Genomic DNA, 19555 nt, shown 5'->3' with positions numbered 1-19555 from the left:
ACATGCTGATCCCCCGTAGGGTCAAGCACCGCAAGCAGCACCACCCGAAGCGCCGCGGTCAGGCCAAGGGCGGTACGACGGTTTCGTTCGGCGAGTACGGCATTCAGGCCCTCACGCCGGCGTACGTCACCAACCGCCAGATCGAGGCGGCCCGTATCGCGATGACCCGCCACATCAAGCGTGGCGGCAAGGTCTGGATCAACATCTACCCGGACCGCCCGCTCACGAAGAAGCCTGCCGAGACCCGCATGGGTTCCGGTAAGGGTTCTCCCGAGTGGTGGATCGCGAACGTGCACCCGGGACGGGTCATGTTCGAGCTGTCCTACCCCAACGAGAAGATCGCCCGTGAGGCCCTGACTCGCGCCGCTCACAAGCTGCCGATGAAGTGCCGGATCGTCAAGCGCGAGGCAGGTGAAGCGTGATGTCGGCCGGTACCAAGGCGTCCGAGCTGCGCGAACTGGGTGACGAGGAGCTTCTGGCGAAGCTCCGCGAAGCCAAGGAAGAGCTGTTCAACCTCCGCTTCCAGGCGGCGACGGGTCAGCTCGAGAACCACGGTCGGCTCAAGGCCGTCCGTAAGGACATCGCGCGGATCTACACCCTGATGCGTGAGCGCGAGCTGGGCATCGAGACGGTGGAGAGCGCCTGATGAGCGAGAACAACGTGACTGAGCAGAACACCGAGGCCCGTGGCTTCCGCAAGACCCGCGAGGGTCTCGTCGTCAGCGACAAGATGGACAAGACCGTCGTCGTCGCCGTCGAGGACCGCGTGAAGCACGCGCTGTACGGCAAGGTCATCCGCCGTACGAACAAGCTCAAGGCTCACGACGAGCAGAACGCCGCGGGCGTCGGCGACCGTGTCCTCCTCGCGGAGACCCGGCCGCTGTCCGCCACGAAGCGCTGGCGCGTCGTCGAGATCCTCGAGAAGGCCAAGTAGGTAATTCGCGCAAGCGAATTCCAAAGAAACCGCCTGCGGGGCAAACCCGGCAGGACAGTTCCGCCAGGCTCCGGGAGCCGCTCACTGAGCGGCTCCCGGGGAACCGGCAGACAATCAGGAGATAGACGTGATCCAGCAGGAGTCGCGACTGCGTGTCGCCGACAACACTGGTGCGAAGGAAATCCTTTGCATCCGTGTGCTCGGTGGCTCCGGTCGCCGCTACGCGGGCATCGGTGACGTCATCGTCGCCACCGTCAAGGACGCGATCCCCGGTGGCAACGTGAAGAAGGGTGACGTCGTCAAGGCGGTCATCGTTCGCACCGTCAAGGAGCGCCGCCGTCCGGACGGCTCGTACATCCGCTTCGACGAGAACGCCGCCGTCATTCTGAAGAACGACGGCGACCCTCGCGGCACCCGCATCTTCGGCCCGGTCGGGCGCGAGCTGCGCGAGAAGAAGTTCATGAAGATCATCTCGCTGGCTCCGGAGGTGCTGTAAGCATGAAGATCAAGAAGGGCGACCTGGTCCAGGTCATCACCGGTAAGGACAAGGGCAAGCAGGGCAAGGTCATCGCGGCCTTCCCCCGTGAGGACCGCGTCCTGGTCGAGGGTGTCAACCGGGTCAAGAAGCACACGAAGGCCGGTCCGACCGCCAAGGGCTCCCAGGCCGGCGGCATCGTGACCACCGAGGCCCCCATCCACGTGTCCAACGTCCAGCTGGTCGTGGAGAAGGACGGCGACAAGGTCGTCACGCGCGTCGGTTACCGCTTCGACGACGAGGGCAACAAGATCCGCGTTGCCAAGCGGACGGGTGAGGACATCTGATGGCTACCACCACGACTCCGCGTCTCAAGACGAAGTACCGCGAGGAGATCGCGGGCAAGCTGCGTGAGGAGTTCTCCTACGAGAACGTCATGCAGATCCCCGGTCTCGTCAAGATCGTGGTCAACATGGGTGTGGGCGACGCCGCCCGCGACTCCAAGCTGATCGAGGGCGCCATCCGCGACCTCACCACGATCACCGGTCAGAAGCCGGCCGTCACCAAGGCCCGTAAGTCCATCGCGCAGTTCAAGCTGCGCGAGGGTCAGCCGATCGGCGCCCACGTCACGCTTCGTGGCGACCGCATGTGGGAGTTCCTGGACCGCACCCTGTCGCTCGCGCTCCCGCGCATCCGCGACTTCCGCGGTCTGTCCCCCAAGCAGTTCGACGGCCGTGGCAACTACACCTTCGGTCTCACGGAGCAGGTCATGTTCCACGAGATCGACCAGGACAAGATCGACCGCGTCCGGGGTATGGACATCACCGTGGTCACCACGGCGACCAACGACGCTGAGGGCCGCGCGCTCCTTCGTCACCTCGGCTTCCCCTTCAAGGAGGCGTGAGCGAGATGGCGAAGAAGGCTCTGATCGCTAAGGCTGCTCGCAAGCCCAAGTTCGCTGTGCGCGCTTACAACCGCTGCCAGCGCTGCGGTCGTCCGCACTCCGTGTACCGCAAGTTCGGCCTCTGCCGTGTGTGCCTTCGTGAGATGGCTCACCGCGGCGAGCTGCCGGGCGTGACCAAGAGCTCCTGGTAAACCCCTTAATCAGGGTTCCAGAGGCTCTCGGTAAGCAATGGGCGTGTCAGGTGCCCCTCCCTCCATGCCGTAGGCTGCGAGGGTTGGGCGCCTGACGCCCGTACGACTTACTACGCCGTAGGTCCACCGCGCCGCACCCGTCCCGTCTCGGATCGGGGAGAGGGATGGCGCACCAGGAAACCCCGGCGAGAGAGGCCACAGGCCAATTCATGACCATGACTGATCCGATCGCAGACATGCTTACGCGTCTGCGGAACGCGAACTCGGCGTACCACGACTCCGTGACGATGCCGGCATCGAAGATCAAGTCTCACATCGCGGAGATCCTCCAGCAGGAGGGCTTCATCACGGGCTGGAAGGTCGAGGACGCCGAGGTCGGCAAGAACCTCGTTCTCGAGCTGAAGTTCGGCCCGAACCGTGAGCGCTCCATCGCGGGCATCAAGCGGATCTCCAAGCCCGGTCTCCGGGTTTACGCGAAGTCCACCTCCCTGCCCAAGGTGCTCGGTGGCCTCGGCGTGGCGATCATCTCCACGTCGCACGGTCTCCTCACCGACAAGCAGGCCGGCAAGAAGGGCGTAGGCGGAGAAGTTCTCGCCTACGTCTGGTAGCGGAAGGGAACGGAGGAAACAGCTATGTCGCGCATTGGCAAGCTCCCCATCACGGTTCCCGCCGGCGTGGACGTCACCATCGACGGCCAGACGGTTGCGGTCAAGGGCCCCAAGGGCTCGCTGACCCACACCGTCGTAGCGCCGATCGAGATCGCCAAGGGTGAGGACGGCGTTCTGAACGTCACCCGCCCCAACGACGAGCGTCAGAGCAAGGCCCTGCACGGCCTGTCCCGCACGCTGGTGGCGAACATGATCACCGGCGTGACCGAGGGTTACGTGAAGAAGCTCGAGATCAGTGGTGTCGGTTACCGCGTGACCGCGAAGGGCTCGAACCTCGAGTTCGCGCTCGGTTACAGCCACCCGATCACCGTCGAGGCGCCCGAGGGAATCACCTTCAAGGTGGAGACCCCGACCCGCTTCCAGGTCGAGGGCATCGACAAGCAGAAGGTCGGCGAGGTTGCGGCCAACATCCGCAAGCTGCGCAAGCCGGACCCGTACAAGGCCAAGGGTGTCAAGTACGAGGGCGAAGTCATCCGCCGCAAGGTCGGAAAGGCGGGTAAGTAAGCCATGGCATACGGACAGAAGATCCTGAAGGGCGACGCCTACAAGCGCGCCGCGATCAAGCGCCGTCACATCCGGATCCGCAAGCGGATCTCCGGTACGGCGGAGCGTCCCCGTCTGGTCGTTACCCGCTCCAACCGCCACATCGTGGCGCAGGTGATCGACGACCTCAAGGGCCACACCGTGGCCTCGGCGTCCACGCTGGACACCTCGATCCGCGGTGCCGAGGGCGACAAGTCCGCCCAGGCGAAGCAGGTCGGCGCCCTGGTCGCCGAGCGCGCCAAGGCCGCCGGTGTCGAGGCAGTCGTGTTCGACCGTGGTGGTAACCAGTACGCCGGGCGCATCGCCGCCCTGGCGGACGCCGCCCGCGAGGCCGGGCTCAAGTTCTGAGCCGGTTCCGTAGCTAGCGGAAACAGAGAGAGGTAATTCCAATGGCTGGACCCCAGCGCCGTGGAAGCGGTGCCGGTGGCGGCGAGCGGCGGGACCGGAAGGGCCGTGACGGCGGCGCTGCTGCCGCCGAGAAGACCGCGTACGTTGAGCGCGTAGTCGCGATCAACCGCGTCGCCAAGGTTGTCAAGGGTGGTCGTCGCTTCAGCTTCACCGCGCTGGTCGTGGTGGGCGACGGTGACGGCACCGTGGGTGTCGGTTACGGCAAGGCCAAGGAGGTGCCGGCCGCCATCGCCAAGGGTGTTGAGGAGGCCAAGAAGCACTTCTTCAAGGTCCCCCGCATCCAGGGCACCATCCCGCACCCGATCACGGGCGAGAAGGCCGCGGGCGTCGTCCTGCTCAAGCCTGCTTCCCCCGGTACCGGCGTCATCGCCGGTGGCCCGGTGCGTGCCGTGCTCGAGTGCGCCGGCGTTCACGACATCCTGTCGAAGTCGCTCGGTTCGTCGAACGCGATCAACATCGTGCACGCGACCGTGGAGGCCCTGAAGGGCCTGCAGCGTCCCGAGGAGATCGCGGCCCGCCGCGGTCTGCCCCTCGAGGACGTCGCCCCCGCGGCTCTGCTTCGTGCGCGTGCCGGGGCTGGTGCTGCGTAATGGCACAGCTCAGGATCACGCAGACGAAGTCGTACATCGGCAGCAAGCAGAACCACCGTGACACCCTGCGTTCGCTCGGGCTCAAGCGCCTGAACGACGTGGTCGTCAAGGAGGACCGCCCCGAGTTCCGCGGAATGGTGCACACCGTCCGCCACCTCGTGACGGTCGAGGAGGTCGACTGATCATGGCGGAGAACAACCCGCTCAAGATCCACAACCTCCGTCCCGCCCCGGGCGCCAAGACCGCCAAGACCCGTGTGGGTCGTGGTGAGGCGTCGAAGGGTAAGACGGCCGGTCGTGGTACCAAGGGCACGAAGGCCCGTTACCAGGTTCCGGAGCGCTTCGAGGGTGGGCAGATGCCCCTCCACATGCGTCTTCCGAAGCTCAAGGGCTTCAGGAACCCGTTCAAGACCGAGTTCCAGGTCGTGAACCTCGACAAGCTGGGCGCGCTGTACCCGGAGGGTGGCGAGGTCACCGTCGAGGGGCTCGTCGCCAAGGGCGCCGTTCGCAAGAACAGCCTCGTCAAGGTCCTCGGCCAGGGCGAGATCTCCGTGGCGCTGCAGGTGACGGTCGACGCCGTCTCCGGCTCCGCCAAGGAGAAGATCACCGCCGCCGGCGGTACCGTCACCGAGCTCATCTGACCTTTTCAGGTGTCTCGATGACTTGAGCGATCCCGACCGGGGATACCCCACAAAAGGGGTATCCCCGGTTGGTCGTTCCTAGGGCGGTGGTGTCGCCGGTAAGGTGACCAGCACTGCCCACTTTTCACTGGGTGCTTCCCATGGGGCACCTTGAGCGGCAGTCGGCCGTTACACATGTCGTCGTTCCTTATTGGACCCTCAAGACCGTCACCCTTGACGCAGATGCGCGGGGGTCGCAGGAGGCACCGTGCTCACCGCGTTCGCCCGGGCGTTCAGGACGCCCGACCTGCGCAAGAAGCTCCTCTTCACGCTCGGGATCATCGTGATCTACCGGGTCGGGACGCACATCCCGATCCCCGGTGTCGACTACACGTCCGTTCAGCGGTGTGTGGACGAGGCGTCCGGCAACCAGGGCCTCTTCGGTCTGGTGAACATGTTCAGCGGCGGCGCGCTGCTGCAGATCACCATCTTCGCGCTGGGCATCATGCCGTACATCACGGCGAGCATCATCCTTCAGCTGCTCACCGTGGTCATCCCGCGTCTGGAAGCCCTGAAGAAGGAGGGCCAGGCCGGTACCGCGAAGATCACGCAGTACACCCGGTACCTCACCGTGGCGCTCGCCATCCTGCAGGGCACCGGCCTGGTGGCCACCGCCCGCAGCGGCGCCCTGTTCTCCGGCTGCTCGGTCGCTTCGAGCATCGTGCCGGACCAGGCGATCTTCACCACCATCACCATGGTCATCTGCATGACTGCGGGCACCGCCATGGTCATGTGGCTCGGCGAGCTCATCACCGACCGCGGCATCGGCAACGGCATGTCGATCCTGATGTTCATCTCGATCGCCGCGACGTTCCCCTCCGCGCTGTGGGCCATCAAGAAGCAGGGCACGCTGGCGGACGGCTGGATCGAGTTCGGCACCGTCATCCTGGTCGGCCTGGTCATGGTCGGTCTGGTCGTCTTCGTCGAGCAGGCCCAGCGCCGGATCCCCGTGCAGTACGCGAAGCGCATGATCGGCCGCCGGTCCTACGGCGGCACCTCGACGTACATCCCGCTGAAGGTGAACCAGGCCGGTGTGATCCCGGTCATCTTCGCCTCGTCGCTGCTCTACATCCCGGCCCTGGTCGCCCAGTTCTCCAGCGGACAGTCCGGCTGGAAGACGTGGATCGAGACCAACCTGACCAAGGGCGACCACCCGATCTACATCAGCATGTACTTCCTGCTGATCGTTTTCTTCGCGTTCTTCTACGTGGCGATCTCCTTCAACCCCGAGGAAGTCGCCGACAACATGAAGAAGTATGGTGGCTTCATCCCGGGCATCCGGGCTGGCCGACCGACCGCTGAGTACCTCTCGTACGTGCTCAACCGGATCACCTGGCCGGGTTCGCTGTATCTGGGTCTTATCGCTCTTGTACCGACGATGGCGTTGGTTGGCTTCGGGGCAAGCCAGAACTTCCCGTTCGGTGGCACCAGCATCCTGATCATCGTGGGTGTCGGTCTCGAAACGGTGAAGCAGATCGAGAGCCAGCTCCAGCAGCGCAATTACGAAGGGTTCCTCCGCTGATGCGTATCGTCCTTGTCGGGCCGCCGGGCGCCGGAAAGGGAACGCAGGCCACACGTCTGGCCGAGAAGCTCCGCGTTCCGCACATCTCCACGGGAGACCTGTTCCGCGCCAACATCAGCCGGCAGACGGAACTCGGGAAGCTCGCGAAGTCCTACATGGACGCCGGCAACCTCGTCCCCGACGAGGTAACCATCGCCATGGCCAAGGACCGCATGGAGCAGCCGGACGCCGAGCGAGGTTTCCTGCTGGACGGTTTCCCGCGCAACGTCTCGCAGGCCGAGGCGCTCGACGAGCTCCTCACCACCGAGGGCATCAAGCTGGACGCGGTACTGGACCTGGAGGCCCCGGAGGAGGAGGTCGTCAAGCGGATCGCCGGCCGGCGCATCTGCCGCAACGACTCCTCCCACGTCTTCCACGTGACGTACAAGACGGCCGCCGTGGAAGGCGTCTGCGACCTCTGCGGCGGTGAGCTGTACCAGCGGGACGACGACTCCGAGGAGACGGTCCGCACGCGGCTGGAGGTCTACCACACGCAGACCGAGCCGATCATCGACTACTACAAGGCGCAGGGCCTGGTCGTGACCATCGAGGCCATGGGCCCGGTGGACGAGGTCACCGGCCGTGCGCTGGCGGCGTTGAAGCGCGAGGGCGACGACCAGTAGTCGTCGGCCCGATACGGCCGTGGAGTCCTCCGGGACCCCACGGCCGTAGTGTTGTGTACGTACGTGACCGACCCACCTGAGTGACGGAGAGCGCAGGCCCCCCATGGTGCAGATCAAGAGCCCCGAGCAGATCGCCAGGATGCGTGCGGCGGGGCTGGTCGTCGCCGCCATCCACGCGGCCACACGGGAAGCGGCGGTCCCGGGGGCGACGACGAAAGACCTGGACGAGGTGGCCCGCAAGGTCCTCGCGGAGAACGGCGCGAAGTCGAACTTCCTCGGGTACGGCGGCTTCCCGGCCACGATCTGCACGTCGGTGAACGACGTCGTCGTCCACGGCATCCCCTCCGACGAGGTCGTCCTCAAGGACGGCGACATCATCTCGATCGACTGCGGCGCGATCGTGGACGGCTGGCACGGCGACGCGGCGTACACCGCCTTCGTCGGCTCCGGCCACGCCCCCGAGCTGATCGAGCTCTCCCGGGTGACGGAGGAGTCGATGTGGGCCGGCATCGCGGCCATGAAGCCGGGCAACCGGCTGGTGGACGTGTCGCGGGCCATCGAGACGTACATCCGCCGCCAGCCCAAGCCCGGCGGCGGTCGCTACGGCATCATCGAGGACTACGGCGGCCACGGCATCGGCACCGAGATGCACATGGACCCGCACCTGCTGAACTACGTCGACCGCCGGCGGGGCAAGGGGCCGAAGCTGGTGCCCGGCTTCTGCCTCGCCATCGAGCCGATGGTCTCGCTCGGCACTCCGCGGACCGAGGTCCTGGAGGACGACTGGACGGTCATCACCACGGACGGGACCTGGTCGTCGCACTGGGAGCACTCGGTGGCGTTGACGGAGGAGGGGCCGCTCGTGCTGACGTCTCCCGACGCAGGCAGGGCGAAGCTGGCGGAGCACGGGGTCGTGGCCGCGCCGGACCCGCTGGCCTGAGGTCTGGCCGGTCACCAGTCGCCGGTCACCAGTCGCCGGTCGACTGTCACCAGTCACCGGTCACCAGTCACCGGTCACCGGTCGCCGGTCGCCGGTCGTCTGTCACCGGTCCGGGGCCGTCCGTCCAAGGCCGGCGCAGCCGTTAGAAGCCTGCCAGGCGCCCCGGGCGGTCAGCCCGCTCGCTGCTGCGAGGGCGTGCGACGGGGCTTACGCGCCCGCCCGCCCTTCCGTCCCGCCCTTCCGTCCCGTCCTTCTGTCCGGCCCCTGGTGGCTGTGCCCCGGGGCCCCCGCTGTCGGCGTGAACGGCCGGGGCCCGCTTAAGGATCTCCTCGCCGGGGCAGACTTCTCGATTCGTGTTTCCGCCAGCGCTGGCGTAGACTGACTCGTCGGCTCTCGTGCACCCGCATGTCCGCATGCGCCCGTAAGGGAAAAGGCGGGGGAGCCGATCAAGGTAGTCGATTCGAAGGGCGAAGCGTGGCCAAGAAGCAAGGTGCCATCGAGATCGAGGGCACTGTCGTCGAGTCTCTGCCGAACGCCATGTTCAGGGTCGAGCTCCAGAACGGCCACCAGGTCCTGGCGCACATCAGCGGCAAGATGCGTATGCACTACATCCGTATCCTCCCTGACGACCGGGTCGTGGTGGAGTTGTCTCCGTACGACCTGACGCGTGGCCGGATCGTCTACCGGTACAAGTAGATCTTGCCCGTACCTTCGTGCGCCCCACGGGCGTGCGGGGCTGTTGGCAACTGACCCGGAGAACCTCACCCCATGAAGGTCAAGCCGAGCGTCAAGAAGATCTGCGACAAGTGCAGGGTGATCCGCCGTCACGGCCGGGTCATGATCATTTGCGAGAACCCGCGCCACAAGCAGCGCCAGGGCTGATCGCACACGGATCACACCCTCTGCATCGACATCGCAGAGACTTCGCGCGACGCGAGCTGAATTGTTCATACGCAGGGCCCGGACGGGATTTCCCGTCCGACACCCCCGGTTCGGAGGCCGGGGACCCATGCCGTACCAAATCTTCTGTCCGACAGGAGAGGCCGGCGGCTGGGGGCCGGCTCTGCGGAAGACCTCCGAGGATCAACTGGAGCCATTGAATGGCACGCGTTTCCGGTGTCGACATCCCGCGCGAAAAGCGTGTGGAGGTCGCCCTCACCTACGTGTTCGGCATCGGCCGGACCCTTTCCCAGGAGACGCTGGCAGCGACCGGCGTCGACCCGAACACCCGCGTTCGCGACCTCTCCGAGGAGCAGCTCGTCGCGATCCGCGAGTACGTGGACGCCAACATCAAGACCGAGGGTGACCTTCGTCGCGAGATCCAGGCCGACATCCGCCGCAAGGTGGAGATCGGTTCGTACCAGGGTCTCCGTCACCGTCGCGGTCTGCCGGTCCGCGGTCAGCGCACCAGCACGAACGCCCGTACCCGCAAGGGTCCGCGTCGCGCCATCGCCGGCAAGAAGAAGCCGGGCAAGAAGTAGTCCTCAGCGGACAACGCTTCATCAGCGGTCTTCGCTGTAGGACCGACCACCTCCCCGTAGGAGTTTGTAGATGCCCCCCAAGGGTCGTCAGGGCGCTGCCAAGAAGGTGCGCCGCAAGGAAAAGAAGAACGTCGCGCACGGCCAGGCGCACATCAAGAGCACGTTCAACAACACGATCGTGTCCATCACGGACCCGGCCGGAAACGTGATCTCGTGGGCCTCCGCCGGCCACGTCGGTTTCAAGGGCTCGCGCAAGTCCACGCCGTTCGCCGCGCAGATGGCCGCCGAGTCGGCTGCCCGTCGCGCTCAGGAGCACGGCATGCGCAAGGTCGACGTCTTCGTCAAGGGCCCGGGCGCCGGTCGCGAGACCGCCATCCGTTCCCTGCAGGCGACCGGCCTCGAGGTCGGCTCCATCCAGGACGTCACGCCGACCCCGCACAACGGCTGCCGTCCGCCCAAGCGTCGCCGCGTCTGATCTGACGTACGGCTGCTGGGACTGAGGAATTCGGGCGGTACGGCTCTTACGGGCCGTATCGCCCGTACCCTTGCACTTACCACCGTCAGGCTCCGCCTGGTGCATCAGGGCATCAAATAGTGGGTGCCCCTGACTGAAGGATCTCCGCATGCTGATCGCTCAGCGCCCCTCGTTGACCGAAGAGGTCGTCGACGAGTTCCGCTCCCGGTTCGTGATCGAGCCGCTGGAGCCGGGCTTCGGCTACACCCTCGGCAACTCCCTCCGCCGCACCCTCCTGTCGTCGATCCCCGGCGCTGCTGTCACCAGCATCCGCATCGACGGCGTCCTGCACGAGTTCACCACCGTGCCGGGCGTCAAGGAGGACGTCACCGACCTGATCCTCAACATCAAGCAGCTGGTCGTCTCCTCGGAGCACGACGAGCCGGTCGTGATGTACCTGCGCAAGCAGGGCCCGGGTCTGGTCACCGCCGCCGACATCGCGCCCCCGGCCGGTGTCGAGGTGCACAACCCCGACCTCGTCCTCGCCACGCTCAACGGCAAGGGCAAGCTGGAGATGGAGCTGACCGTCGAGCGCGGTCGCGGCTACGTCTCGGCCGTGCAGAACAAGCAGCTGGGCCAGGAGATCGGCCGTATCCCGGTCGACTCCATCTACTCGCCGGTGCTGAAGGTCACGTACAAGGTCGAGGCCACGCGTGTCGAGCAGCGCACCGACTTCGACAAGCTGATCGTCGACGTCGAGACCAAGCAGGCGATGCGTCCCCGCGACGCCATGGCCTCCGCGGGCAAGACGCTGGTGGAGCTGTTCGGTCTCGCCCGCGAGCTGAACATCGACGCCGAGGGCATCGACATGGGTCCGTCCCCGACGGACGCCGCCCTGGCCGCCGACCTGGCGCTGCCGATCGAGGAGCTGGAGCTCACCGTTCGGTCGTACAACTGCCTCAAGCGCGAGGGCATCCACTCCGTGGGTGAGCTCGTGGCCCGTTCCGAGGCCGACCTGCTCGACATCCGCAACTTCGGCGCGAAGTCGATCGACGAGGTCAAGGCGAAGCTGGCCGGCATGGGCCTGGCCCTCAAGGACAGCCCGCCCGGATTCGACCCGACCGCCGCCGCCGACGCCTTCGGCGCCGACGACGACGCGGACGCGGGCTTCGTGGAGACCGAGCAGTACTGAGCGCTCCGCCAGGAGGCCTGTTCTGCGGCTGCGGGGCCGTTGTCGCTGGTCGCGCAGTTCGCCGCGCCCCTTCGGGGGCGCGGACCCTCCGGGTGCTTCGCAAGAGGCGCCCGGATCTCCGACGGGCGATCGCCCGCTCGGACACTGACTCCGGTACCTGATACGGCCGGGGCAGACACCTAGGAGAGACACCATGCCGAAGCCCACCAAGGGTGCCCGTCTGGGCGGCAGCGCCGCGCACGAGAAGCTGCTCCTCGCGAACCTCGCGAAGGCGCTGTTCGAGCACGGCCGCATCACCACCACCGAGGCGAAGGCGCGCAAGCTGCGCCCGTACGCCGAGCGTCTGATCACCAAGGGCAAGAAGGGCGACCTGCACAACCGTCGCCAGGTGCTCCAGGTGATCACGGACAAGAGCGTCGTCCACACGCTCTTCACCGAGATCGGCCCGCGCTACGAGAACCGTCCCGGTGGCTACACGCGCATCACCAAGATCGGTAACCGTCGTGGCGACAACGCGCCCATGGCCGTCATCGAGCTGGTCGAGGCGCTGACGGTCGCGCAGGAGGCGACCGGCGAGGCCGAGGCCGCCACCAAGCGCGCGGTCAAGGAGTCCGAGGAGGCCAAGGTCGAGGAGACCCAGGCCGACGAGGCTCCCGCCGAGGAGTCCAAGGACGCGTAAGCGTTCCGCCCGGGCTGTGCGTCCGGGGCCACGGCGGCGTCGCGGCCGGTCGCGTCCGCGTGACAGAGCCGACACATCGCCGCAGTCCCGCGCCACTGAAGGGCGTTGGCGGGTCCGTTCCTTTCGAGGGGCGGGCCCGCTTTCTCGTGTCGCTGAGAGGATCTCTGTGTGAGTGACGAAGTACAGCCCGGGTTCGTCCGGGTGCGGCTGGACCTGTCCTACGACGGCTCCGAGTTCTCCGGGTGGGCCAAGCAGGCCGGGGGACGGCGGACCGTGCAGGGGGAGATCGAGGACGCGCTGCGGACCGTCACACGGTCCGGCGGGACGACGTACGAGCTGACCGTGGCCGGGCGGACCGACGCCGGGGTGCACGCGCGCGGGCAGGTCGCCCACGTCGATCTCCCGGAAACGGTCTGGCGCGAGCACCACGAGAAGCTGCTGAAGCGGCTCGCCGGGCGGCTGCCGCGGGATGTGCGGGTGTGGGCGCTGCGGGAGGCCCCGCACGGCTTCAACGCGCGGTTCTCGGCGATCTGGCGGCGGTACGCCTACCGGGTCACCGACAACCCCGGCGGGGTCGACCCGCTGCTGCGCAACCACGTCCTGTGGCACGACTGGCCGCTCGACGTCGACGCCATGAACGAGGCCGCCGAGCGGCTCCTCGGGGAGCACGACTTCGCCGCGTACTGCAAGAAGCGGGAGGGCGCGACCACCATCCGCACGCTGCAGCAGTTGAGCCTGGTCAAGGGGGCCGACGGGATCATCACCGCCACGGTCCGCGCCGACGCCTTCTGCCACAACATGGTGCGGTCGCTGATCGGGGCGCTGCTGTTCGTGGGCGACGGGCACCGCGGGGCCGAGTGGCCCGGGAAGGTGCTCGCCGCGGGCGTACGGGACTCGGCCGTGCACGTCGTGCGGCCGCACGGGCTGACGCTGGAGGAGGTCGGCTATCCGGCCGACGAGCTGCTCGCCGCGCGCAACAAGGAGGCGCGCAACAGGCGGACGCTGCCCGGGGCCGGCTGCTGCTGACTCCGCCCGCCTCGCGCGGGGCCCGGGCCGGTCAGCTGCCGGCGGCCGCCGACGCCTGGGCCTCGCCGCGGCGGCGGATCTGCTGGAACGTGAACTTGGCCAGATCGTCGCCGGCGGTGAAGACCGCGGTGTCCTTCGTCGTCACGTCCTTGCCGTCGGTGAAGCCCGTGAGCGTGAAGTAGGCGTACCGGCCGTAGGAGTTGGTCGTGGAGCGGCAGATCGCGCCGTTGCAGAACGCCTTGACGCCCCCGCCGGCGAGGGCCTTGACGATGCTCTTGTTGTCAGCGGCCTGGCTCTTGACCTTGAGGGCCTGGGCCTCGGTGTCGAAGACGGCCACCCCGACCGTGACCGCGACGCCGTCCTTGGTGTAGGTGACGCGCATGACGCGGGTGCAGTCGTTCGCGGTGAGGATCTTGGGCAGGGTGCCCGCGGCCCCCGTGGCGCACGTGGTGCTGTCGGCCTTGGGGCCCTTCTTGTACACGGCCGAGCCCATCGTCAGCTGGGTGCCGGGGAAGAGCAGATCAGGGCCGTTGGGGGCGGTGTCCTTGGCCTTGCTGGAGATGAACTCCTTCGGGTCCAGCGGCGGCGGTGCGCTGGTCGGCGCGAAGGACGGGGCGCCGGACGCGCTCGGCAGGCCGGCGGTCCCGGGCAGGGAGGAGGTCGGCTTGTTCGCCTCGTCGTCGCCGTTCGCCGACACCACGGCCATGGCCACGGCGGTGCCGACGGCGATCGTGGCGAGCGCGCCGCCGCCTATGAGGAGCAGTCGGCGGCGCCTGTTGCGCGTCTCGGACGCCTCGGCGAGCGCGGCCCAGTCCGGGGTCCGCCCGTCATCGCCGGTCGCCCACGGCTGCTGGGAGTTCGGTTTCCACGGATCCCACTGGGACTGAGGTCCCCCCTGCCCATAGCTCATGGGGCGCATCTTAGACGGGAGGCGGGGGGTGCTGTTCCGCCCCAACAGGCGCGGGAGGTCACGGCATTCGGGGCGTGAGTGCGGGCAAAGGCGACATGTCCAGGTGGTTGGTGCGGCGTTCTCCCAGGCCGACGGGCGAGGTGTGGCGCGGGACACTCCGGGAGGGGGTTTCCGGCCGTCTGCCCCTGGCGAGGCTGACATGTTCACGTGCGAGGCTCGGCCCCGTTTTGACCCGACCCCCAGGACACGGGTATTCTGCTTTTTCGTTGTGTATTGGCTTGCTCTTCTCACGGGACGGGCCCTTACACCGGTCCACCGGGCCGATGACCAGCGACCTGCACGCGGCTTGCGTCACCGCAGTGCGGTCAGGGCTGTCGTGATCGTCTTCGGTGACCTTGTCAGGACCAATTCACTGAAGAAGCGAAGGCTACGAACCGTGCGTACGTACAGCCCCAAGCCCGGCGATGTGACGCGCCAGTGGCACGTCATCGACGCTCAGGACATCGTCCTGGGCCGTCTCGCCACCACTGCCGCGTCCCTTCTGCGGGGCAAGCACAAGCCGATCTACGCGCCCCACGTCGACACGGGTGACTTCGTCATCATCATCAACGCCGACAAGGTGCACCTCTCCGGCAACAAGCGGACCCAGAAGATGGCCTACCGCCACTCCGGGTACCCGGGCGGTCTGCGCTCCGTGCGCTACGACGACCTCCTCGCGAACAACCCGGAGAAGGCCGTCGAGAAGGCCGTCAAGGGCATGCTCCCCAAGAACACGCTTGGCCGTCAGATGCTCTCGAAGCTGAAGGTCTACAAGGGTGACGTGCACCCGCACGCGGCGCAGCAGCCCGTGCCGTTCGAAATCACCCAGGTCGCGCAGTAAGTCCGGCCACACCCCCAAGCTGAAGAGAATCTGAGGAGAACCGTGGCCGAGACCACTGCCGAGCAGCCGCTCGAAGAGACCGAGCTCGTCGACATCGACAGCTACACCACCGAGTCCGAGGTCCCCGTCGAGGGCGAGTACACCTCGGAGTCCCTGGCGTCCCGCTTCGGCGAGGCCCAGCCCGCGGCCGGCCTGGGCCGCCGCAAGAACGCCATCGCCCGCGTCCGGATCGTTCCGGGCTCCGGGAAGTGGAAGATCAACGGTCGCACCCTCGAGGACTACTTCCCGAACAAGGTGCACCAGCAGGAAGTCAACGAGCCGTTCAAGGTCCTCGAGCTCGACGGCCGCTACGACGTCATCGCCCGCATCTCGGGTGGCGGCGTCTCCGGTCAGGCCGGTGCGCTCCGTCTCGGTGTCGCCCGCGCGCTGAACGAGGCCGACGTCGACAACAACCGCGGCGCCCTCAAGAAGGCCGGCTTCCTCACGCGTGACGACCGCGCGGTCGAGCGCAAGAAGGCCGGTCTCAAGAAGGCCCGCAAGGCCCCGCAGTACAGCAAGCGCTAAGCTTCGCTGCCTGCTCGTACGCATCCGGGTCGGGCCGGTTCCGGTCCGCCCGCACGTACTCCGAACGCCCCGGCGGCACGCCACAGTGTCGCCGGGGCGTTCGTTTTCTCGCAGCTGTGGGCGTATAACGGCACAAGGTGCTCAAAGGCTTGTGTGATCGGGTGTTCAGCGCATCGAATGCCTGGATGCGGTGCCTGGACGTGGCGCCGGGAAGCCGCGCCGGGACGCGGGAACCGCCGCGGACCGGCGGTCCGTGCGACGCGCCCGCAGGGCTTTCGAAACTGACGCTTCCTCAGGAGGACAAGTGGGACGACTCTTCGGCACGGACGGCGTGCGCGGTGTCGCCAACGCGGATCTGACGGCGGAGCTGGCCCTCGGCCTCTCGGTCGCGGCCGCGCACGTGCTGGCCGAGGCGGGGACGTTCGAGGGACACCGGCCGGTGGCCGTCGTCGGACGGGATCCGCGGGCGTCCGGGGAGTTCCTGGAGGCCGCCGTGGTGGCCGGTCTGGCGAGTGCGGGCGTCGACGTGCTGAAGGTCGGCGTGCTGCCGACGCCCGCCGTCGCGTACCTCACCGGCGTGCTCGGCGCGGATCTCGGCGTGATGCTCTCCGCCAGCCACAACGCCATGCCCGACAACGGCGTCAAGTTCTTCGCCCGCGGCGGCCACAAGCTCGCCGACGAGCTGGAGGACCGGATCGAGTCGGTCTACGAGGAGCACCGCACCGGCGCGCCCTGGGAGCGTCCGACCGGCAACGGCGTCGGCCGCGTGCGCTCGTACAACGAGGGGTTCGACCGCTACGTCGCCCACCTCATCGCCGTCCTGCCGAACCGGCTCGACGGGCTGAAGATCGTCCTGGACGAGGCGCACGGCGCCGCGGCGTGGGTGTCGCCCGAGGCGTTCACGCGGGCCGGCGCGGAGATCGTGACCATCGGGGCCGAGCCGGACGGGCTCAACATCAACGACGGGTGCGGGTCGACCCACCTGGACAAGCTGAAGGCCGCGGTCATCGAGCACGAGGCCGACTTCGGCGTCGCGCACGACGGGGACGCGGACCGTTGCCTCGCCGTGGACCACACGGGCGAGGAGATCGACGGCGACCAGATCCTCGCCGTGCTCGCCCTGTCCATGCGCGAGCGGGGCGTGCTGCGCTCGGACACCGTTGTCGCGACCGTCATGTCCAACCTCGGCTTCAAGCTGGCCATGGAGCGCGAGGGGATCCAGCTGGTGCAGGCCGCCGTCGGCGACCGGTACGTGCTGGAGGAGATGAAGCAGCACGGGTACGCGCTGGGCGGTGAGCAGTCCGGGCACGTGATCATCCTCGACCACGCGACGACCGGCGACGGAACGCTGACCGGGCTGATGCTGGCGGCACGCGTCGCCCAGAGCGGACGGTCGCTGCGCGAGCTGGCCTCCGTGATGGAGCGGCTGCCGCAGGTGCTGATCAACGTGCCCGACGTCGACAGGTCCCGGGTCGGTGACTCGGCCGAGCTGGCGGCCGCCGTCGGCGAGGCGGAGCGTGAACTCGGCTCCACCGGCCGGGTGTTGCTCCGTCCTTCGGGAACCGAGCCGCTGGTACGGGTGATGGTCGAGGCGGCCGACATCGATCAGGCGCGGTCCGTCGCCGGGCGGCTGGCGGACGTGGTGAAGTCCGCGCTCGGTTAGGCCCCCGTCGTTTCCGGACCGTCGGGGCCCCGCTCTCCTGACGGCCGGAGACCCGGCTGTCGGCCGGAGTCCGGCGCGCCCGGGGGACGGGCCGTCAGGGCCGCGCGTCCCTGACGGCCGGAGACCCGGCTGTCGGCCGGAGCCCGGCGCGCCCGGGGGACGGCAACAGGCCGGCGTCTGCGCGCTAGAGACCCGGCTGCCGGCCGGCGTGGGCCCGACGCCGTTGTCCGGCCCAGAACCACTTCTGGGCCAGCAGGGTCAGCGTGCCCGCCAGCACGATGCCCAGCAGGTTCAGCAGGAGCTGTTCCGTGGAACCCCAGGTCTGGTGGGTGTCGCCGTAACTGAGGGCCACGGCCGCGTTCGCGGCCGCCGGGACCGTCGTCACCGAGATGGCGACGCCCACCAGGGCGCCGGACTTCGCCGAGGTCAGGGACAGGGTGCCGGCCGCGCCCGCCAGCAGGGCGACGATGAAGGAGAAGGCGTCGGGGGCGTAGACGAAGCCGGTCTGGGGGCGGTCGGCGTCCAGCTGCTCCCTGCTGAACTGGCCGATCACGTCCATGAAGAGACTGAAGCCGACGGTCACCGCCATCGCCGCCGCGAAGCCGACCAGCAGGGCGATCAGCGAGCGCAGGGCCAGGCGGGGTGCCCGCTGCACGATCGACGTGGAGATGCCGGCCAGCGGGCCGAACTCCGGGCCCACCGCCATCGCGCCCACGATGAGGACCGCGTTGTCGAGGACCACACCGCAGGCCGCGATCATCGTGGCCAGGGTGATGAACGCGACGTAGGTGACCGAGAGCGTCGACTCCTCGTGGCTGGCGTCGGTGAGGTGCTCCCACAGGACCGCGTCCGCACCCTCGCCCGGCGCCTCCTTCTCGGCCTTGTCGGCGCGCAGGGAGAGCGACAGGTCGATGTTCTCCACGGCGATCGAGCCGGTCTTGTCCAGGCCCAACTCCTGCAGGCCGGTGAGGAGTTCGTCCCCAGCCTCGCGTGCCACGTCGCACAGGACGACGTCGCCGGCCGGGTTGCGGGCGGCCCCCGGCAGGACGACGAGGTGCGTGGTGCCGACGGTGTTCTCGATCAGCCGGACGGCGGAGCCGGTGCTGTCCGACGGGGTGATCAGGCGCAGGTGAAGCATGGGGGCAGGGTATCCGTCAGAGTTTGCGCAGACTCAGGCGTCGTACCTTGTGGTCCTGGCCCTTGCGGACCACGAGGGTGGCGCGGCCGCGGGTCGGGGCGATGTTCTCGACCAGGTTGGGCTTGTTGATGGTGCGCCAGAGGCCGCGGGCGTAGTCGACGGCCTCCTCCTCGGAGACCTGGGTGTACTTCCTGAAGTACGAGTCGGGGTCCTGGAAGGCCGTGTGACGCAGCTTCCGGAACCGGTTGAGGTACCAGCGCTCGATGTCCTCGGCGCTCGCGTCGACGTACACGCTGAAGTCGAAGTAGTCGGCGAGGCCGACGCGGGTGCGCCCGTCCTTGCCGGGGAGCGCGGGCTGCAGGACGTTCAGGCCCTCGACGATGAGGATGTCCGGGCGGCGGACGGTCAGCTTGCGGTCCGGCACGATGTCGTAGATCAGGTGGGAGTAGACGGGGGCCGTGACCTCGCCCTTGCCCGCCTTGATGTCGGCCACGAAGCGGGTCAGGGCGCGCCGGTCGTAGGACTCCGGGAAGCCTTTGCGGGACATCAGGCCGCGGGCTTCGAGTTCCCTGGTCGGGAGCAGGAAGCCGTCCGTGGTGACCAGTTCCACGCGGGGGTGCTCCGGCCAGCGGGAGAGCAGGGCCTGCAGGAGGCGCGCGACCGTCGACTTGCCCACCGCCACCGACCCCGCGACGCCTATCACGAACGGGGTGCCGGACTGCGAGCCCTGTTCGCCCAGGAACGTGTTGAGCGCGCCGCGCAGACCGTCCGTCGCGCCGACGTAGAGGTTGAGCAGACGGGACAGCGGGAGGTAGATGTCGCGGACCTCGTCGAGGTCGATGACGTCGCCCAGGCCGCGCAGCTTCTCGACCTCCTCGGCCGTCAGCGGCAGCGGGGTCTTCTCGCGCAGCGCGCTCCACTCGCTTCGAGTGAGGTCGAGGTAGGGAGTCGCCTCCGGCCTGTGCCGGTGGGCGCTCCGGGGCATCGGAGAGACCGGGGAGATCACACTCCATTGTTAACGGAGTTTGAACGGCCCGGCAGGTGGGGTCCGTC

General features: G+C 67.9%; 29 protein-coding genes. 26 read left to right on the top strand and 3 right to left on the bottom strand.

Features of this window, described 5'->3' with window-relative positions; all coding sequences use genetic code 11:
- Positions 1-2 precede the first annotated feature (2 nt).
- The 23 genes from rplP (at position 3) to truA (ending at position 13347) form a co-directional block, all read left to right on the top strand.
- Positions 3-422, top strand: coding sequence for a 50S ribosomal protein L16 (rplP, locus tag ACFVYK_RS07505; protein WP_006140905.1), 420 nt, complete (start codon positions 3-5; stop codon positions 420-422).
- The gene (gene rpmC / locus ACFVYK_RS07500) at positions 422-646 is read left to right on the top strand and encodes a 50S ribosomal protein L29 (protein WP_003998824.1); all 225 of its coding nucleotides are present in this window, start codon (positions 422-424) and stop codon (positions 644-646) included. The genes rplP and rpmC overlap by 1 nt, the downstream gene beginning before the upstream one ends.
- On the top strand, positions 646-933 hold the full coding sequence (gene rpsQ / locus ACFVYK_RS07495) for a 30S ribosomal protein S17 (RefSeq protein ID WP_057584675.1): 288 nt from the start codon (positions 646-648) through the stop codon (positions 931-933). The genes rpmC and rpsQ overlap by 1 nt, the downstream gene beginning before the upstream one ends.
- Positions 934-1060: 127 nt before the next feature.
- Positions 1061-1429, top strand: coding sequence for a 50S ribosomal protein L14 (gene rplN / locus ACFVYK_RS07490; protein ID WP_003998823.1), 369 nt, complete (start codon positions 1061-1063; stop codon positions 1427-1429).
- 2 nt (positions 1430-1431) lie between these two features.
- The gene (gene rplX / locus ACFVYK_RS07485; protein WP_389769768.1) at positions 1432-1755 is read left to right on the top strand and encodes a 50S ribosomal protein L24; all 324 of its coding nucleotides are present in this window, start codon (positions 1432-1434) and stop codon (positions 1753-1755) included.
- The gene (gene rplE, locus ACFVYK_RS07480; RefSeq protein ID WP_030788262.1) at positions 1755-2312 is read left to right on the top strand and encodes a 50S ribosomal protein L5; all 558 of its coding nucleotides are present in this window, start codon (positions 1755-1757) and stop codon (positions 2310-2312) included. The genes rplX and rplE overlap by 1 nt, the downstream gene beginning before the upstream one ends.
- A gap of 5 nt (positions 2313-2317) precedes the next feature.
- Entirely contained in the window at positions 2318-2503 is a 186-nt protein-coding gene (locus ACFVYK_RS07475; RefSeq protein ID WP_030890724.1) for a type Z 30S ribosomal protein S14, read from the top strand.
- A gap of 209 nt (positions 2504-2712) precedes the next feature.
- On the top strand, positions 2713-3111 hold the full coding sequence (rpsH, locus tag ACFVYK_RS07470; RefSeq protein WP_013001411.1) for a 30S ribosomal protein S8: 399 nt from the start codon (positions 2713-2715) through the stop codon (positions 3109-3111).
- 24 nt (positions 3112-3135) lie between these two features.
- Complete coding sequence (gene rplF / locus ACFVYK_RS07465) at positions 3136-3675, top strand: 50S ribosomal protein L6 (protein ID WP_329412715.1); 540 nt, start codon at positions 3136-3138, stop codon at positions 3673-3675.
- 3 nt (positions 3676-3678) lie between these two features.
- Positions 3679-4062 (top strand): 50S ribosomal protein L18, encoded by a 384-nt coding sequence (rplR, locus tag ACFVYK_RS07460; protein ID WP_079660410.1) that lies wholly within the window; start codon positions 3679-3681, stop codon positions 4060-4062.
- Positions 4063-4103: 41 nt separating this feature from the next.
- Positions 4104-4712, top strand: a complete 609-nt coding sequence (rpsE, locus tag ACFVYK_RS07455; protein ID WP_010354225.1) for a 30S ribosomal protein S5 — start codon at positions 4104-4106, stop codon at positions 4710-4712.
- Entirely contained in the window at positions 4712-4894 is a 183-nt protein-coding gene (gene rpmD / locus ACFVYK_RS07450; protein WP_060901490.1) for a 50S ribosomal protein L30, read from the top strand. Before rpsE ends, rpmD begins: the two co-directional genes overlap by 1 nt.
- 2 nt (positions 4895-4896) lie before the next feature.
- Positions 4897-5352: a 50S ribosomal protein L15 gene (gene rplO / locus ACFVYK_RS07445; protein ID WP_069770396.1), complete on the top strand. Its 456-nt coding sequence runs from the start codon at positions 4897-4899 to the stop codon at positions 5350-5352.
- 247 nt (positions 5353-5599) lie between these two features.
- Positions 5600-6913, top strand: coding sequence for a preprotein translocase subunit SecY (gene secY / locus ACFVYK_RS07440; protein WP_389769762.1), 1314 nt, complete (start codon positions 5600-5602; stop codon positions 6911-6913).
- Complete coding sequence (locus ACFVYK_RS07435; RefSeq protein ID WP_389769759.1) at positions 6913-7575, top strand: adenylate kinase; 663 nt, start codon at positions 6913-6915, stop codon at positions 7573-7575. Before secY ends, ACFVYK_RS07435 begins: the two co-directional genes overlap by 1 nt.
- 103 nt (positions 7576-7678) lie before the next feature.
- A complete protein-coding gene (map, locus tag ACFVYK_RS07430) occupies positions 7679-8515 on the top strand; it encodes a type I methionyl aminopeptidase (protein WP_389769757.1) in 837 nt (278 codons plus the stop codon).
- A gap of 474 nt (positions 8516-8989) precedes the next feature.
- The gene (infA, locus tag ACFVYK_RS07425) at positions 8990-9211 is read left to right on the top strand and encodes a translation initiation factor IF-1 (protein ID WP_004927214.1); all 222 of its coding nucleotides are present in this window, start codon (positions 8990-8992) and stop codon (positions 9209-9211) included.
- Between the two features lie 72 nt (positions 9212-9283).
- Positions 9284-9397, top strand: coding sequence for a 50S ribosomal protein L36 (gene rpmJ / locus ACFVYK_RS07420; RefSeq protein WP_004984509.1), 114 nt, complete (start codon positions 9284-9286; stop codon positions 9395-9397).
- 218 nt (positions 9398-9615) lie between these two features.
- Entirely contained in the window at positions 9616-9996 is a 381-nt protein-coding gene (gene rpsM / locus ACFVYK_RS07415) for a 30S ribosomal protein S13 (protein ID WP_307164922.1), read from the top strand.
- Positions 9997-10066: 70 nt separating this feature from the next.
- Positions 10067-10471 (top strand): 30S ribosomal protein S11, encoded by a 405-nt coding sequence (rpsK, locus tag ACFVYK_RS07410; protein WP_010354218.1) that lies wholly within the window; start codon positions 10067-10069, stop codon positions 10469-10471.
- A gap of 148 nt (positions 10472-10619) precedes the next feature.
- Positions 10620-11642, top strand: a complete 1023-nt coding sequence (locus ACFVYK_RS07405) for a DNA-directed RNA polymerase subunit alpha (RefSeq protein ID WP_069171149.1) — start codon at positions 10620-10622, stop codon at positions 11640-11642.
- Positions 11643-11835: 193 nt separating this feature from the next.
- Positions 11836-12321 (top strand): 50S ribosomal protein L17, encoded by a 486-nt coding sequence (gene rplQ / locus ACFVYK_RS07400; protein ID WP_389769752.1) that lies wholly within the window; start codon positions 11836-11838, stop codon positions 12319-12321.
- Positions 12322-12489: 168 nt separating this feature from the next.
- The gene (gene truA / locus ACFVYK_RS07395) at positions 12490-13347 is read left to right on the top strand and encodes a tRNA pseudouridine(38-40) synthase TruA (protein ID WP_389769750.1); all 858 of its coding nucleotides are present in this window, start codon (positions 12490-12492) and stop codon (positions 13345-13347) included.
- Positions 13348-13378: 31 nt separating this feature from the next.
- Here truA and ACFVYK_RS07390 read toward each other — a convergent pair whose 3' ends face one another.
- Entirely contained in the window at positions 13379-14257 is an 879-nt protein-coding gene (locus ACFVYK_RS07390; protein WP_389769747.1) for a hypothetical protein, read from the bottom strand.
- Positions 14258-14693: 436 nt separating this feature from the next.
- On the opposite strand from ACFVYK_RS07390, the gene rplM reads away from it, so the two are divergent.
- The 3 genes from rplM to glmM all read left to right on the top strand — a co-directional run bounded on the left by rplM (position 14694) and on the right by glmM (position 17364).
- Complete coding sequence (gene rplM / locus ACFVYK_RS07385) at positions 14694-15137, top strand: 50S ribosomal protein L13 (RefSeq protein ID WP_020132189.1); 444 nt, start codon at positions 14694-14696, stop codon at positions 15135-15137.
- 42 nt (positions 15138-15179) lie between these two features.
- A complete protein-coding gene (gene rpsI, locus ACFVYK_RS07380) occupies positions 15180-15701 on the top strand; it encodes a 30S ribosomal protein S9 (RefSeq protein WP_389769745.1) in 522 nt (173 codons plus the stop codon).
- A 304-nt stretch (positions 15702-16005) separates the two neighbouring features.
- Complete coding sequence (gene glmM / locus ACFVYK_RS07375) at positions 16006-17364, top strand: phosphoglucosamine mutase (protein WP_389769743.1); 1359 nt, start codon at positions 16006-16008, stop codon at positions 17362-17364.
- 184 nt (positions 17365-17548) lie between these two features.
- Here glmM and ACFVYK_RS07370 read toward each other — a convergent pair whose 3' ends face one another.
- Entirely contained in the window at positions 17549-18502 is a 954-nt protein-coding gene (locus ACFVYK_RS07370; protein ID WP_389769741.1) for a DUF389 domain-containing protein, read from the bottom strand.
- A gap of 16 nt (positions 18503-18518) precedes the next feature.
- Positions 18519-19487 (bottom strand): type I pantothenate kinase, encoded by a 969-nt coding sequence (gene coaA, locus ACFVYK_RS07365; RefSeq protein ID WP_389769738.1) that lies wholly within the window; start codon positions 19485-19487, stop codon positions 18519-18521.
- Positions 19488-19555 lie beyond the last annotated feature (68 nt).

The sequence above is a fragment of the Streptomyces sp. NPDC058291 genome, assembly GCF_042880855.1.
GTDB lineage: Bacteria > Actinomycetota > Actinomycetes > Streptomycetales > Streptomycetaceae > Streptomyces.
Note: the sequence above shows the minus strand (reverse complement) of the source record. Positions and strands in the feature narration are given on the sequence as shown.